General features: G+C 40.0%; 17 protein-coding genes. 10 read left to right on the forward strand and 7 right to left on the reverse strand.

Going from position 1 to position 15,448, the window contains the following annotated elements; all coding sequences use genetic code 11:
- Positions 1-12: 12 nt before the first annotated feature.
- Positions 13-1,887 (reverse strand): biotin/lipoyl-containing protein, encoded by a 1,875-nt coding sequence (locus B9A58_RS13370; protein WP_084373379.1) that lies wholly within the window; start codon positions 1,885-1,887, stop codon positions 13-15.
- A gap of 2 nt (positions 1,888-1,889) precedes the next feature.
- Positions 1,890-2,150, reverse strand: coding sequence for an OadG family protein (locus B9A58_RS13375; protein WP_084373380.1), 261 nt, complete (start codon positions 2,148-2,150; stop codon positions 1,890-1,892).
- Between the two features lie 71 nt (positions 2,151-2,221).
- Between B9A58_RS13375 and B9A58_RS13380 the strand changes: the two genes are divergently transcribed.
- Positions 2,222-2,656: an SRPBCC domain-containing protein gene (locus B9A58_RS13380; protein ID WP_084373381.1), complete on the forward strand. Its 435-nt coding sequence runs from the start codon at positions 2,222-2,224 to the stop codon at positions 2,654-2,656.
- A 121-nt stretch (positions 2,657-2,777) separates the two neighbouring features.
- Positions 2,778-4,052 (forward strand): sterol desaturase family protein, encoded by a 1,275-nt coding sequence (locus tag B9A58_RS13385; RefSeq protein WP_084373382.1) that lies wholly within the window; start codon positions 2,778-2,780, stop codon positions 4,050-4,052.
- Between the two features lie 98 nt (positions 4,053-4,150).
- On the opposite strand, the gene B9A58_RS13390 is transcribed toward B9A58_RS13385, so the two are convergent.
- Positions 4,151-5,971: a DUF885 domain-containing protein gene (locus B9A58_RS13390; RefSeq protein ID WP_084373383.1), complete on the reverse strand. Its 1,821-nt coding sequence runs from the start codon at positions 5,969-5,971 to the stop codon at positions 4,151-4,153.
- Between the two features lie 127 nt (positions 5,972-6,098).
- Here B9A58_RS13390 and B9A58_RS13395 point away from each other — a divergent pair, with 127 nt between their 5' ends.
- The 6 genes from B9A58_RS13395 (at position 6,099) to B9A58_RS13420 (ending at position 12,077) form a co-directional block, all read left to right on the forward strand.
- The gene (locus B9A58_RS13395; RefSeq protein WP_084373384.1) at positions 6,099-6,785 is read left to right on the forward strand and encodes an outer membrane beta-barrel protein; all 687 of its coding nucleotides are present in this window, start codon (positions 6,099-6,101) and stop codon (positions 6,783-6,785) included.
- Between the two features lie 73 nt (positions 6,786-6,858).
- On the forward strand, positions 6,859-7,611 hold the full coding sequence (locus B9A58_RS13400; RefSeq protein ID WP_084373385.1) for an SDR family NAD(P)-dependent oxidoreductase: 753 nt from the start codon (positions 6,859-6,861) through the stop codon (positions 7,609-7,611).
- A 4-nt stretch (positions 7,612-7,615) separates the two neighbouring features.
- A complete protein-coding gene (locus tag B9A58_RS13405) occupies positions 7,616-8,959 on the forward strand; it encodes a deoxyguanosinetriphosphate triphosphohydrolase (RefSeq protein WP_317042066.1) in 1,344 nt (447 codons plus the stop codon).
- A 38-nt stretch (positions 8,960-8,997) separates the two neighbouring features.
- Positions 8,998-9,849 carry a hypothetical protein gene (locus tag B9A58_RS13410; RefSeq protein WP_084373386.1) on the forward strand — a complete coding sequence of 284 codons (852 nt, stop codon included), beginning with the start codon at positions 8,998-9,000 and terminating at the stop codon, positions 9,847-9,849.
- Complete coding sequence (locus B9A58_RS13415; RefSeq protein WP_084373387.1) at positions 9,849-11,057, forward strand: NADH:flavin oxidoreductase/NADH oxidase family protein; 1,209 nt, start codon at positions 9,849-9,851, stop codon at positions 11,055-11,057. The genes B9A58_RS13410 and B9A58_RS13415 overlap by 1 nt, the downstream gene beginning before the upstream one ends.
- Before the next feature lie 21 nt (positions 11,058-11,078).
- On the forward strand, positions 11,079-12,077 hold the full coding sequence (locus B9A58_RS13420) for a glycosyltransferase family 2 protein (RefSeq protein ID WP_084373388.1): 999 nt from the start codon (positions 11,079-11,081) through the stop codon (positions 12,075-12,077).
- 94 nt (positions 12,078-12,171) lie between these two features.
- Here B9A58_RS13420 and B9A58_RS13425 read toward each other — a convergent pair whose 3' ends face one another.
- From B9A58_RS13425 to B9A58_RS13435, 3 genes are all read right to left on the reverse strand, one after another.
- Entirely contained in the window at positions 12,172-12,372 is a 201-nt protein-coding gene (locus B9A58_RS13425) for a hypothetical protein (protein WP_084373389.1), read from the reverse strand.
- 152 nt (positions 12,373-12,524) lie between these two features.
- Positions 12,525-12,731, reverse strand: a complete 207-nt coding sequence (locus B9A58_RS13430; protein ID WP_084373390.1) for a hypothetical protein — start codon at positions 12,729-12,731, stop codon at positions 12,525-12,527.
- A gap of 203 nt (positions 12,732-12,934) precedes the next feature.
- A complete protein-coding gene (locus B9A58_RS13435; protein WP_084373391.1) occupies positions 12,935-13,318 on the reverse strand; it encodes a DUF4783 domain-containing protein in 384 nt (127 codons plus the stop codon).
- A gap of 163 nt (positions 13,319-13,481) precedes the next feature.
- Here B9A58_RS13435 and B9A58_RS13440 point away from each other — a divergent pair, with 163 nt between their 5' ends.
- Entirely contained in the window at positions 13,482-13,664 is a 183-nt protein-coding gene (locus tag B9A58_RS13440; protein ID WP_084373392.1) for a hypothetical protein, read from the forward strand.
- Between the two features lie 79 nt (positions 13,665-13,743).
- The gene (locus tag B9A58_RS13445; protein ID WP_084373393.1) at positions 13,744-14,739 is read left to right on the forward strand and encodes a DUF4407 domain-containing protein; all 996 of its coding nucleotides are present in this window, start codon (positions 13,744-13,746) and stop codon (positions 14,737-14,739) included.
- Here the strand turns inward: B9A58_RS13445 and B9A58_RS13450 are convergent.
- The gene (locus tag B9A58_RS13450; RefSeq protein WP_084373394.1) at positions 14,736-15,446 is read right to left on the reverse strand and encodes a 2-phosphosulfolactate phosphatase; all 711 of its coding nucleotides are present in this window, start codon (positions 15,444-15,446) and stop codon (positions 14,736-14,738) included. The genes B9A58_RS13445 and B9A58_RS13450 overlap by 4 nt on opposite strands.
- Positions 15,447-15,448: the final 2 nt, after the last annotated feature.

The raw sequence follows: 15,448 nt of genomic DNA on the forward strand, positions 1-15,448 counted from the left end.
TGAATAATTGGATTAATTCAATTTGAATAGGACATCATCATCAAAAATATCTTCTCCATCCTTAATGCAAACTTCAGCAATGGTTCCGCTTTGATCAGCTTTCACAGCATTCACTACTTTCATGGCTTCTATGTAACAGATCACATCTCCTTCCTGAATGGTATCACCAACTTTTTTGGCTGTTTCGGATGGGTCTTTGGTGAGAAAGACTTTGCCTTCGAGTGGTGCCAGAATTTCTTTCAAGTGTCCATTAGCATAAGGTGGTGCAGCTGACGTTTCCTGTGACTGACTGGCACTTGTCTCATGGTCATCATAAGATATATTGACATTGAATCTTTCTCCATTTACATCTACTTGAATGGATTTTGGGCCTAAATCCCAGGTGTGGTCAATGCCAGGTATTGTACTGGTTGGCGGTGTGTTTTCTTCTGCCCTTCGTTGTGCTAAGTCAGTCTCGAAGTCGGCTTTGGCTTTCCCTGATTTGTAGTCTAAGTATTGCTGTGGGTGTAGGGCATATTCCAGTAATTCTTCGTCATCTTCACCTGTATCCCAACCATTTTCATCCATTTCTTTCCTCAGCTCATCTAAACAGTCTGGAACTAATTCAGAGGGATCCCCCTCAAAAAATTCTCGTCCTTGCTCAGCGGCTAGATTCTTTAGGTCCTCACTTACTTCGCCTGGTAAGCGACCAGATTTTCCGAGCATCATGTCCCAGGTATTGTCATCCAGTAATGACCACCTTGCTTTCCCTTTTTCCATTTGCATCACATTGACCAGAGCAGCATTCTTCACATATTGGCTATAAGGGGTGACAAGTGGAGGATAACCCATCATAGGCCAGACGTGCTGTACTTCATCAAAAAGTTTAATCAACAAGTCGTCTTGTGAGAGTAGTGGCTTGTTGTTTTTTTCCATCCATTTGTTCAAACTTTTGAGGTTGTTCTCTAAATCAGCCATTAGACTACCCATCATGCCACCTGGTAATCCTGGCGCAATGAGTAGAGAGTTCATCAGTCTGTTTTTTGGATTGATATAGTAGCCTAGGAAGTCATCTATAAACTCTTGAGTTAAAGTTCTCACCTGCATGTAAGCTTTCATGTTGATCCCTGGCAGGGAGTAGCCAGCGTCTTTTAAAACTTCATGGACAGTCAATAAATCTGCATGGACAGTTCCCCAGGACAAAGGTTCGACGGCAACATCTACTATATCTGCTCCTGCTCGAACAGCCTCTAATGATGAAGTCACTGAAAATCCCGGACCCGAGTGTCCATGATACTGTACCAAAATGTCTGGTTTTATTTCTTTGATTCCTGCCACTATTTTGCCCAAAGAAACAGGTCTGCCAATGCCAGCCATGTCTTTGATGCAAATCTCCTCAGCGCCTAAGTTTATCAGCTCTTCGGCTTTTTTGATGTAATAATCGACTGTATGAATTTTCGAATAAGTAATGCACAGACAGGTTTGAGAGATCATACCCCCTGCTTTGGCGTAGTCAATAGACTTCTCAAGATTTCGAGCATCATTGAGACCATCAAACGATCTGGAAATGTCCGTGCCCTGCAGTTTTTTGACCTTGAACATCAATTTTCTTACGTCATCTGCTACTGGATACATACGAAGGGCGTTCAACCCTCTTTCGAGCATTTGTGTCTGGATTCCTGCATCATTAAAGGGTTGTGTCCAGGCTCTGTTGGAGATGTTTGGATTTTCTCCATAGAGGAGGTTGATTTGTTCAAAACCACCACCATTGGTTTCGACACGTCGAAAGCAGCCCATATCAATGATGGGTTCGGCAACTTTTACTAATTGATCCACACGTGGCATGTATTTGCCAGAAGACTGCCACATATCACGATATACCAGACACAATCCTATCTCTCTTCCCATGGTTATTTGATTTTGTTAATATTTGTAATCTTCCCTTTGCCTTTGGTGAAAATATCTACAGCTGATGTGATCGCCGCTATTTTCACTGGCGAAATTTCTGAGGTATCAGGAGACTGATAAACGGATTTTTCCGTTAGAGGAACAAACCGATTGACGAAGCGTATAAGAAGGGTTCCAATGATGACCACACAGAGCAATACGATGAATACCGTGATCATTCCGACACCCATGAGTAAGAAAGCCGTACGCAGTTCGTCAGTCATAAATTTTGCTAACCTCTTGTAAATTACTTAATTGCAACTTAAAGAATATTGTATAAACCGATAGAATTCATATGAAAAACATTGAAACCGAAATTTTGATTGATGCGCCAGTAGAAGTGGTGTGGCGTGTACTGATGAATTTTGAGGCCTATCGGCATTGGAATCCATTTCTCACTGTAGAAGGAGAAGCTATTTTGGGTAATAAGCTTGACGTGATCATCAATATGGATGGGCGGAAGAATTTTTTCAAACCCAAAGTAGTGGCCTATGAGGAAGGGCGGCGATTTGAGTGGACAGGAAAACTTTTGCTTAAGGGACTATTTGCTGGAAATCATTATTTCAAACTCCATCCAGTGACGGAATTTCAGACTCAATTCGTGCATGGAGAAAATTTTACTGGCATTCTTCAAGGCGCGATCATGAAAAAAGTACGTGATAAAACAATCAAAGGCTTTGAAACCATGAATGAAGCCATGAAAACGTATACTGAAGAGCAAGTGATTTAGTATGCGCGCATAATAAAGTTAGTTTTTTGGTTGCCTTCCGTGGTTTGATTTTTTATTTTTGAAAGTTCATCAATCCAAATTATGCGAAATCTTGTAGAGATTTGGCAATTGTCATTTACCCATGGAAGCATACGCAAAAGCCGTTTTATATATCATTCCTGTTTTTTTATTGCTGATGGCAATAGAAGTGATTTACGGAATGGTTGTGAAAAAAAACACCTTTCGAAGTTTTGATACCATTACAGGTATTAGCTCTGGTATTACTAATTCTGTTAAAGATTTACTAGGACTCACCTTGGTCATTATTGCCTATTCGTGGCTTTATGAAAAGATGGCCTTGATCGAAATCAAAAGTTCCGTATTGGTTTATTTGATCTGCTTTATTTGTATAGATTTCTCCAGCTATTGGATTCACAGATTAAGACATCACATCAATTATTTTTGGAATGAACATGTGGTGCATCACAGCAGTGAAGAATTCAACATGGCTTGTGCACTCCGTCAGAGTATTTCTTCGTTTTTCGGCATATATTCTGTGCTTTTGATCCCTGCCGCATTACTGGGAGTGCCCCCAAAGGTTATAGCCATAGTTAGTCCTATTCACTTGTTTTTGCAGTTTTGGTACCACACCCGTCATATTCCTAAGCTTGGCTTTTTAGAGTATATCATAGTGACGCCTTCACAGCATCGCGTACATCATGCCATAAATCCTATTTATTTGGACAAGAATTTGGCTGCTATATTCTGTATTTGGGATCGGGCATTTGGTACTTTTCAGGAGGAACTTGAGGAGGAACCTTGTGTATATGGTGTGAAAAAGGCACCAAAAACCTGGAATCCCATTTTGATCAATTTTCAGCATTTGTGGCTCCTGATAAAAGATGCCTGGCGGACAAATAGCTGGTTGGATAAACTGAGGATTTGGTTTATGCCCTTGGGATGGAGGCCTGAAGATATCAAGGACAAATACCCAATTGACTATATAGATGACCCGAAAGATCAGGTTAAATATGACACAGAGGCTTCTTCAGCTTTACATATTTGGTCTTGGATTCAACTGGTCATGACACATCTTTTCTTGATTTTGATGCTGATCAATTTTGGGGAAATTGGTTTTCCAAATTTGTTCATTTATGGCGCATTTCTGTTCATACATATTTATGCCTATAGCGCCCTAATGGATTTGAAAAAATCAGCTGTGCTGTTTGAGGCTATCAAATGTGTTGGTGCCATCTACTGGGTTTTGCAATCTGGCGACTGGTTCGGCCTCAATGGGTTTTGGGCAGCTGGATCAATGGTAGTAATGGCCTACTTGCTTGTGTCAATGCTTATCACTATGGGCTTTGCCATTAAGGAGCTCACCGCTTCTAATCTGGTGGCTAAGGCCGGGGCATAAAAAAACCACCAGATTGCTCAAGTGGTTTCTTCTTTCCCTTGTTGAAATAGCGTTACACAAAAAGTGTAACATTTATTCTGGATCAGTCATTCTAAAGATCAGCTTTTAGAAGCTACCCAATCGTTCACCATGGTTTCTAATAGATCAAGAGGAACAGCTCCCTTGGTCAAAACGACATCATGAAATTCTCTAATGTCGAATTTTTCACCCAGTTTAGCCTTTGCATCCGCTCTCAATTCTAAGATTTTCAGCATGCCGATTTTATAGGCAGTAGCTTGAGAGGGCATTACGATGTGTCTTTCTACCATTCTCACACACTCACGCTCAGTTCCAGAGGTGTTGTTTTGATAGTAGGCAATACCTTCCTCACGCGTCCATTTTTTGCCATGAATTCCCGTATCAACTACTAAACGGCACGCTCTCCAAAGTTCCATTGCTAAACGGCCATAGTCAGAATATGGGTTTTCATACAGTCCCATTTCCTTAGGAATAAACTCACAGTACAAGCCCCATCCTTCTGTGTAGGCTGTATATCCACCAAATTTTCTAAACTTGGGTATACCTTCTAGTTCCTGCGAAATACTACGCTGCATATGATGGCCTGGTATGCCCTCGTGGTACGCAAGTGCTTCCATTTCAAATTTTGGCATGTTCTTAGAGTCGGCCAAATTAGCATAGTAGGTACCTGGTCTGCTGCCATCCAACGCTGGACTTTGATAGAAAGCTTTTCCTGCAGATTGCTCACGGAAGGCTTCCACTCTTTTTACAATCATATCAGCTTTTGGCTTGGTGATAAACAATTCATCCAAACGAGATTTCATGTTGTTGATTACAGCCGTGGCGCTATCCATGTAGGCCAGCTTACCTTCATCTGTGTTTGGGTAATAAAATTGCCCATCTTCTTTTAGGTATTCAAAGAATGCTTTCAAGTCTCCTTCAAAGCCTACAGTCTTCATGATCTCTTTCATTTCACCATGAATCCTTGCTACTTCTTTCAGACCGATTTCATGTATTTCATCTGAAGTCAAATCAGTGGTAGTGGTCCTTTTCAGTGCGAAATTGAAAAAGGCTTCACCATCAGGAAACTTCCAAGCTCCATCGTCTGTGGTTGCTCTTTGCTCTTGCTCGGTTAGGAAAGAGATGAGTGACTCATAGGCGGGTTTTACACTTGAGAGTAGGGCATCATTTGCTTTAGCCAGCAGATCATTTTTGTCATCTTGAGACAATGAATCTAATTTTTCTATTTTATTTGAAAAATCTGCAAGCAATGTGCTTGGTTCACCTTCAGTGAAAGGAGCTCCTTTCAATAAATTTTCAGAATCGGAAATGGCTCTGGGGAAGACGAATTTTGGAGGAACTATGCCATTCTCTTCTCTAGTCTTCAAATTTATAATTAGCTGATCAAAAACAGCTTTTAGTTTTGATACCCTTGAAATATAGGCCTCTGCATCTTCTGTATTAGTGATTTGATGCATATTGATCAGAAACGCTGGTTTGCCAGAATGCATCCCGAACATTTGATTGACTGGATAGTTGTAAAGCCTATATTTAAACCCTTCAATCTCCTGATCTGATGAGGATACAAATAGACTGTAACTCACCTTGGTACTTTCGTCAAGGGCGTCGTAGTTCACAGAGTCTTTTAACCATTGCAACTCCTGTTTTGTAATTTCCAACTCAGCCTGAGCATTTTCATCTGAGTAGTCATCCCATTTATCCTGATTATCTTTTATACCCAGATAGGTTTGGTATTCAGGACTCCTTTCCAATCCTTCATTGAAAGATTTTTCAAAAAAATCATTCGCTTTTTTTGACTCAGCTGCTATTTCGTCAGCGGAATATGATTTTTGATCCTGATTTGGCGTACATGCCACCGTCAGTGCCAAAAAGATTAAAATTGAGTTTTTGACTTGTTTCATTTTTAAATTTGTTTAATTCAATGTGCAATTTATAGAATTGTAAATAATGTTTTTTTAATGACTCGAATGACGTACCTCTTTAGGGGTTTCAAGGATATATTTGACATTAACTTAAACCTAGGCTTCAATGAAAAATATTGCTTTGCTCATCGTAATTATTGCTTTTTCAACTCATACCTCAGCTCAAACTTCATCGGAAGTTCCAGTTGGAGAATTTTGGCTGGGGCTGCAGTTTGCCGTACCTGTTGGGACTTTTGCTGATGAAATAGATAGAAATTTGGGTTATGGTGGAAATTTGGGTGGTGTATGGAATCCTTCTAAAACCTCAAATTTTTTTCAGATTGGATTGGATTTGGGCATCAATTATATGGGAAAGGATAAGCGTGAAATTGGTGGTCTTCCTTTGAAAACCACAGCAACACTAATAACTACTCATCTTGTAACCAGATTAAGAGTTCAAACGGATGCCCCTATCAAACCCTATGTGGATCTGCTTGGTGGAGGCAAATTCTTCTCTACGACTACTAAATACAACAATGATCTATTTGATACACTCCTCGATATTGAAGACGAATCTATTTTTGCTGATCAGTCTAAAGGCGTATGGAGCTATGGTGCTGGACTCGGTTTTTCTTTTCGCAGACAGTCTTTTGGAGCCGATTTGAGAGTGCTGTATCTGGCGAGCGGGCCAGTAGAATACATCTCACCAAAGAACTTGAAACAAGGCGACTCTGGAGACTTCTATTATGAGCATCAGGAAATCAGCAGAACGCACATGGTTTTCCCACAGTTGAGCATCAGCTTTGATCTTTAAGAACAACTGGGCAAGCGTTTAATTATCTCATCGATTCCATGTAATTTCGAGATTCAAATACCATCAGTAAGACATGAAAAAGATTGCTTTTATAACTGGAGCCACTTCAGGCATAGGAGAAGCCATTGCTAAAATGTTGGCCTCAGATTATGCCCTGATTATTTGTGGGAGAAGAGTGGAGCGGCTGGAGAAATTGGCAGATGCACTGCGCGCGAAAACGGATGTTTACGCACTTACCTTTGATGTATCTGATTCTAAAACAGTAAACACGGCCATAGATTCTTTGCCATCCCAATGGCAGGATATTCAGATACTGGTGAATAATGCAGGAAATGCACACGGCCGGGCACCTATACATGAAGGTGATTTGGCTGACTGGGACGCCATGATAGATAGTAATTTGAAAGGGCTTTTGTATGTAACCAGAGCCATCACCCCTGGAATGGTGAAAAAAAAATCGGGTGACATTATTAATATTGGCTCCATAGCTGGAAAGGAGGTTTATCCTGATGGGAATGTCTACTGTGCTTCTAAATTTGGTGTAGATGCTGCTATCAAAGGTATGCGCATAGACTTGAATCCTTATGGTATTCGAGTGGTGGGTATTCATCCAGGACTTGTAGAAACAGAATTCTCAGTGGTTAGATTCAAGGGAGACAAAGACAAAAGTGAAAGTGTGTACAAAGGAATCACGCCTCTGTATGCAAATGATATTGCAGAGACAGTAAAATTTGTGGTAGATCGACCACCTCATGTCACTATTGCGGATATTACCATCTTCCCAACGGCTCAGGCCAGCAGTACCATTGTCAACCGACAACTTTAGATACATGATGAACTGGAAGAACTTAATGTCGTCTGCCCGAATAGGGGATCGTAAAGAAAATAAAAACGCTAACCCACTACGGAGTGATTTTGAGATTGATTATGACCGTATCATTTTTAGTGCTCCCTTTAGAAACTTACAGGACAAAACGCAGGTTTTTCCACTTCCAGATCAAGATTTTGTACATACAAGACTGACGCACAGTTTGGAAGTTTCTAGTGTAGGGAAGTCTCTAGGAAAAAATGTAGGAGCCGCCGTGATTGAAAAATATGAGGAGTTGTCCTATTTGACTCCGTATGATTTTGGTGCTGTGGTTGGGGCAGCAGCTTTGGCTCATGATGTGGGCAATCCGCCCTTTGGTCATTCTGGCGAACAGGCCATATCAGATTATTTTCTGTATAATACCAAGGCCCAAAAAATCAAAACCCTAGTTTTAGAACAAGAATGGAATGACCTGATCAGATTTGAAGGCAATGCACAAGGCTTTAGGTTGCTTACAAAAAATCAAAAACAGGGTTTGAGACTGACTTATGCCACTTTAGCTGCATTTACCAAGTACCCTTGCTCATCCACACTCCTTAATCAGGACAGGGCCAGAAAGAGTCAAAAAAAATATGGCTACTTCAAAGCAGAAGAATCTGCTTTTTGTAAAGTGGCCGAACATCTGGGACTGTATCCATTGAGCCAAAACGAAAACACATTCGCTAGGCATCCACTGGCCTTTCTGGTAGAAGCTGCGGATGATATATGCTATAGTATCATAGACCTGGAGGATGGGTTTGGTTTGGGCTTGGTTTCATTTGAAGAGGCGAGGGATTTTTTGGCTGAAATCCTTGGTGAAAGCTATTATCCAGAGAAACTAGAAAATATAGCCAGTGACAAAGAAAAAATTGGCGTACTCAGGGCAGTAGCTATAAACACACTGATTCACCAAACCTCTGAAGTTTTTATGAAACATGAAGAGGAGATTTTGAGTGGAAATTTTGATAGGGCATTGACTGATCTTATACCTTCTGCCTCAACACTCGAAAAACTAAGTTCATTTTCTGTAAAGAGAATCTATCAAAGCAGGCAGGTGCTTGAAAAAGAAGCAGCTGGTTTTGAAGTGATAGATGCATTATTGGAATCTTTTATGGAGGCAGTTTTTTGCAAGTTTTATAATAAGGAGAATTACTCTGGTCGGCACAAAAGTGTTTATCGACTGCTTCCCGCTGAGGTACAGTTCAAGCTGGACTGGGCAAAAAGTCCTTACGAATCTGCACTTGAGATCACAGATTATATATCTGGAATGACAGACAGCTCGGCTGTCAAACAATTTAGAATTATGAAAGGTATTAGCTTGGCATAAGCCAAAGACAATGTTTATCTTTCGTACAATTTAATATTATGAACAAAGATTGGCAATTGCTCACTTTTCCTGACCAGGCAGACCTTTCTCGCGTAAGGGAGCAATATCATCAAGCGATTCAGAATGTGGCTGCAGTGGGTCGTTCTTTTTTGCCGCCAAGTGATGAAGACGAAAATGCCAATTTGGAATGGGATTTTGATTTGCAGAGGATCGTAGGACGTTGGGTAGAAGCTGACATCAAATTTCGTTCGTCTATAAGTCTTCAAAAGTTTGAGGTTTATTTGGTTGATGAGCATTTGCAGACCATATCTTCTATAGCCATGCAGGACATTCGACAGACAGACGTCATGGTTTGGCTAGAACATGAGCTAAGCAAACTAGGTGCTGATTTTTCAAAAATCAATCTGGCTTATCCTTATGCTATACCTGAGTACCCCACGGCAAAAAAAGAGTCTTTTCATATTGAAAATATGGAAGCTTCACTTGAACTAAGTAGACTTTACCATAATACTTCTTTGTTATTGCGTAGCATGATGAATCAGGAAGAAAATGGATCAGAAATTAAATGCTGGCCACATCACTTTGACATAGCTGCAAGAGTTACTTTGTTGGATACAGGCGATCCGGAAACATCCAGAAGTATCAATATGGGCATGTCTCCTGGAGATAAGTATTATGATGAACCATACTTCTATTGTTCGCCCTGGCCATACCCCATGAAGAACCTGATTGACTTAAGTGACGTCCAAGCCCATTGGCATCAAGACGAATGGGTGGGTGCAGTGCTTCCAGTTAGTCAGCTGTCTGGTTTGAACTTGATTCAAGATCAAAGAAGAAGAGTTTTGAAGTTTTACAATACGGCACTGAAATTCTTGAAAGAAGTTTTGTAATGGATATTCATTCGTCTTTAAAACTGCCGTGTGGCGCAGTACTTGATAATCGATTGGCCAAAGCAGCCATGACAGAGCGTTTTAGCGACAGCGACTTAAAACCCAACCAAAAGCATTATACACTATATGAAAAATGGGCAAAGGATGGATCAGGCTTATTGATTACTGGCAATGTTTTGTTGGACTCGTCGCATTTGGAATCCGCAGGGAATGTGGTAATGAACGAAGTCTCTATGCCCGAATTGAAATTGTGGGCTGCAGCTGCCACTGCCAATGGCAACCATTGTTGGACTCAAATTTCCCACAGTGGTCGACAAACTTCCATTTTCAATAATTTACGACCTGTTTCTGCTTCAAATGTAAAGTTGAAGAAGTTGGGTTTTTTTGCTAAACCAAGAACCTTGCTTGAAGACGAAATTTTGCAATTGATTGAGCAGTTTGCTGAAGCGTCAAGAATTTCAAAAGAAGCAGGCTTTACAGGCGTTCAGATTCATGCAGCTCATGGCTATTTGATCAGCCAGTTTTTGTCTCCAAATACTAATTTGAGGACAGACAGTTGGGGAGGAAGTTTGGAAAACAGAACGAGAATTTTGTTTGAAATTATCCGCAGAACAAGAGCTAAAGTAGGATCAAACTTCCCTATAAGTGTAAAACTAAATTCTTCTGACTTTCAAAAAGGAGGATTTAGTGAAGAGGATTCACTTTGGGTAATAAAGAAACTAGATGAATTAGGTGTTGATCTATTAGAAATTTCTGGTGGCACTTATGAGAACGCAGAATTTTTGTTGGCAGAGAATGTCAGACAGTCAACCAAAAACAGAGAAGCCTATTTCCTTGATTTTGCAGAAAAGGTAAGAAAACAAAGCAGTATACCCCTGATGGTCACAGGAGGTATTCGTACCTTGAGCTTTTGTAATACAGCTTTGCAAGAGGGCTTGTTGGATGTAGTGGGTATGGCCAGACCTTATCTGCTGTATGATGATTTTGCCAAACGGTTTTTATCAGAAGAGCTCACCCCTGAACCATTTACAATTCGTACGGGTATTAAGGCATTTGAGGATATGGCTGAAGCTGGGTTCTACAATTTACAACTGGATCGATTGGGTAGAGGAGGGTCAGTTTATCTGGGTTATTCTCCTGCCAGATCCGCTTTTCATCTGGTTAAACATGAATTTGTTAAGGCCATGGCCAACAAATTGAGAGGTTGAATTAATTTGGCACCAACACCTATGACGCATCCGAAATATTCTGTCATTATTCCAGTATTCAATCGTCCTGATGAAATGAAGGAGATGCTTGATAGTTTGCAAAAGCAGACAGAAAAACCCTTTGAAATAGTACTGGTAGAGGACGGCTCTACCCAAAAGTCTGATTTTCTTATTGGTGATTATGATTTGACTATTGAATATTTCTTCAAACCAAATACAGGCCCTGGCGATAGTCGCAATTTTGGTATGAAAAAGGCTAAGGGTGACTACTTCCTTTTTTTTGATTCTGATTGCGTGCTTCCCGAAGACTATTTTGAAAAGTTGGAAGCAGCTATCGAAGAACTACAGCCTGATGCTTTTGGTGGCCCAGATGCAGCTCATCCTAGTTTCTCTAATGTTCAAAAGGCTATTAACTATGCCATGACATCCTTCTTTACAACTGGGGGCATACGTGGAGGCAAGAAGCAGCTGGATCGATACCAGCCTCGCAGTTTCAATATGGGTTTGAAAAGAGTGGTTTATGAAAAAGTGGGAGGATTTTCTGATATCCATCCGGGAGAGGATCCAGATCTGAGTTTCAGAATTATGGCTGCTGGGTTTAAAGTTTCCTTAATTCACGAAGCTAAAGTCTATCACAAACGAAGAATTGACTTTGGTAAATTTTTAAAGCAGGTGTACAAATTTGGCGTGGTGCGAGTGATTCTCAATCGTTGGTATCCTGGTAGTGATAAAATGGTCTACTTTTTACCATCCATCTTTCTTTTCAGTCTTGTCGGCCTCTTGATATTGGCACCTCTGAGCACTGGGATGAGTCTGCTCCCAATTGCTTTTTTCATTTTATTGATCGGAATTGATGCACTAAGATCGAACTCGTTTTTGGTCGCTCTGTTGGCTATTCCTGCCTCATTTATTCAGTTGGTCGGATATGGATATGGATTTTTAAAATCTCAGTTCAAACTGAATCTTCTTGGACAGAACGAACGGAAAGCATTTCCTTCTTTCTTTTTTGACAAAAAATAAACCCCGACTAAAAGCCGGGGTTCGTTTATTAACACTATTTCCTGCCGTCTACAGGATAAGCTATGAGAAAAAGGTTGCTATTTCAGTCATGGTTTCAAACCACCATGAGGGGTTCTGACTTGGCTATGTTCAACTCTCCAATAATTTTATGAGCTAACACTTTGTCATCTCCAGTAAATTCCATGAGTATAGTTAGGGCGTCTCCCAAATCACTAGTTTTCTTCAAAGATTTGAAGTCCACTGCACTTCCGTACTCATACTTTTTGGTTACAGAATTATACCAAATAAGATGCATAGCCAATGTGTTAACGTTACAAATAAACCTAATTCTAAGTGTTCGTGTCTGCCAGTTTACTTTACTCAACTGTCAAATTCTAACTACGTATTAAAAAACGAACCGTCCTTAATACTAGCTCAAAACACTTCGAGTTGCCTACTTTTTTCGACCTAGGACGCAATTCTTACGATGGATTGCGTATTTGCAATGTTTAATTGCTCAATGATCTTGTAGGCGATCTGCTTAGAATCTTTGTCAAATTCCATGAGCACCGTATATGCTCTGGGATTATTGGCTCTTTCAATCTCTAAATTAAAAGCGGCCACGTTTCCATACTTGTATTCTCTGAGGTCAGGGTTATACCATATAAAATGCATGTGCTTTTTGTTTTAGTAATACCCCAAAGTAAAATCATACCGAATTTGGATAGCTGCCAAAAGAATTAACTTTTCTGACAATATTCACTGCCATACTTTGTCAGTAAATTGAATAAAGGATCAAAAACTTTAAAAAGCTGACACTTGGCTTTGCTATTCTGTCATTTGGTATGATTGGGTAGGAAAGGCCTTGACAGAGCAAATTACTCTCTGTTAAAATTCATCGTATCTACCACATATTCACCCTTTACTTCTTTGAGTAAAATAACCACGCGATAGGTGCCTGATTTAGCATTATACATGCCAATATTATATTTGAGCCCCTCAGGAGACGAGCCTTTATGGATGTAGTCGAAGTTTTCAACTTGATTTTGTTGAAAGAATTCACGCAAAACAGACTCAGCTTGAATTTTGCTATAATTAGCTCCAGCGTCATCTATTTTAAGTTCTGTCACTTCATTGAAATATTTGATCAACTCCTTAGCACTACCTGCGTTCATAGCCAGTTTTACATTGTCTGTAGTAGATTGCCCATAACTGGCGAGTGCAATAAGGAAGGTAAAGGCCAAAAGAAGAGACTTTTTCATAGTATTGATTTTGTCGAAATGAAGCGAATATTATGCCAAGTGCACTAAAATTAGGTGTTTTCTACAGTCATACAAATTTTGGCCTTCAGAAATCGTTGCTGACCTCTCCAGATTTTCCAACAAAATAGCGCTTGATGCGTTAGGAAGTCTAAAACTCGAAATTATGAAATTACTACTCTGGCTAATTTTATTGGTTATTTGCTGGCCGTTGGCTATTGGTCTCTTGATACTTTATCCACTCATTTGGTTGATTTTGTTGCCATTTAGATTGTTGGGCTTTGCTGTGGAGGGCGTATTTGCTTTTATTAGAGCACTCTTTATGTTGCCAGCAAGGATCCTCTCTTAGCTTTTTTTTGTTTATCTAATAGGTAATAACAGGAACTGTTTATTACCTATTAATTAGGTCAGGTCAAAACTCAAAATTTATGAAAAGAATTGAACAATTTTTCTGTTACTGTTCTGGTGTGTCTATTTCCATACTAAAAAGATGCCCAACTGAGATCAGTAAGTTTGTAGGTATAGGTGCAGCTGTTTTTTTTACAGGCCTCCTGGCAGCTATATCTTCCGCGTATGCCTTGTATTTTGTTTTTGATGGGTTGGTTTGGCCAATTGTTTTTGGCTTGATATGGGGTCTAATGATTTTTAATTTAGATAGGCTCATAGTACTCAGCATGCGCAAATCTCACAAGAACCATTACGAGTATATGCAAGCAATTCCGCGATTGTTATTGGCAATTTTGATCGCATTAGTAATTTCCAAACCACTTGAATTGAAAATTTTTGATAAGGAAATAGCCACGGAACTTAATCTGATCAAACAGGAGCTGTTGGCTGCTAATGAAAATATCATCCAATCTCGATATAACTCAAAAACAGATTCACTCCATTCGGAAATTGAATCATTAAAACACGGGATCAAAGAAAAGGAAGAAATTAGGGATCATCTCTTAGATGTAGCCAGGCAGGAGGCTGATGGGACTGGAGGTTCTGGTAAAGTAAATCCTGGGCCTATTTATCAAATCAAAAAAAATAATGCAGATCAGGCGCAAGCTGAGCTGGAAGAAATAAAAAGGGAAAATGGTCTGACGATAGAAAAGATTAGGAATGATCTTCAGCTTGTTGAAAGGTCAAAAAATAGTGAATTAAGTCAAATAGAAGTGGCTGATATTAATGGGGTATCATTTCAACTGACAGCATTGGCGAGATTGGGTGAGAAATATGATACCATTTATTATGCCAATGTGTTTATTATTTTGCTGTTCATCATGTTGGAAATAGCCCCAATTCTTGGTAAGCTTTTGACACCAAGAGGACCTTATGATGATCTGCTTGAAGTGCACGAAAAACACTTTGAAAGTTATCGCAAAGAAAAGGTATATCAGGCCGAAAAAAGTGTGGAAGATTATATTTTCACCAACTAGCTAGTTGTGATCAACTTCTTTCCTTCTAAAATCAGGACGATGTCGTAAGTGCTTTGCTTTACGCAAAACTCAATGTCTTTAATTACATGTAGTTTATTCAGACGCTTCGCATGTGCTGAATTCTTTACAGTTTCTAAGAGGTTGTCCTTTACAGACTGATAGTATTTCAAAGAAAGATGAGCTGTATCACAGGCTAGATTATGAGAGTTGTATAAAAGTTCCACTAGTGCACCAGCAAATAAGGTGTCTTCCATATTGGTTTTGCCTTTCCACCCTGCACAATGTACGATGACATCCTTGTCCTGTTTGGTGATGTAATCTGCCACTGCCTGAATATTGAGGAATGCCCCTACCAGCACTTGGTCTGCAGTCGTAGATTTAGTTATGGCTAAGGTGCCATTAGTAGTCGTAATGACAATTGGCTTGCCCTTGATCTCCTCATTCATATAACTGAAAGGCGAATTGTCCAATGGAAAACCCTCTACTTGTGCCCCACCTCTTTCGGCAGCACACAAAAATCCTTTGTTTAAATATGACTTTGCCTCGTCCAGAGTAGCCACAGGGATAATCTCCTTAGCTCCATTTGCCAAGGCAGTGACCATGACGGAGGTGGCTCTCAGAATATCAACAACTACTACAATTTTCCCTTTAAGGTCATACAGGCCAATTAGCTCTGGAGAGAGGCAAACATCTATATTTCTTTTCAATC

It is taken from the genome of Reichenbachiella faecimaris (assembly GCF_900176375.1).
GTDB classification, from domain to species: domain Bacteria; phylum Bacteroidota; class Bacteroidia; order Cytophagales; family Cyclobacteriaceae; genus Reichenbachiella; species Reichenbachiella faecimaris.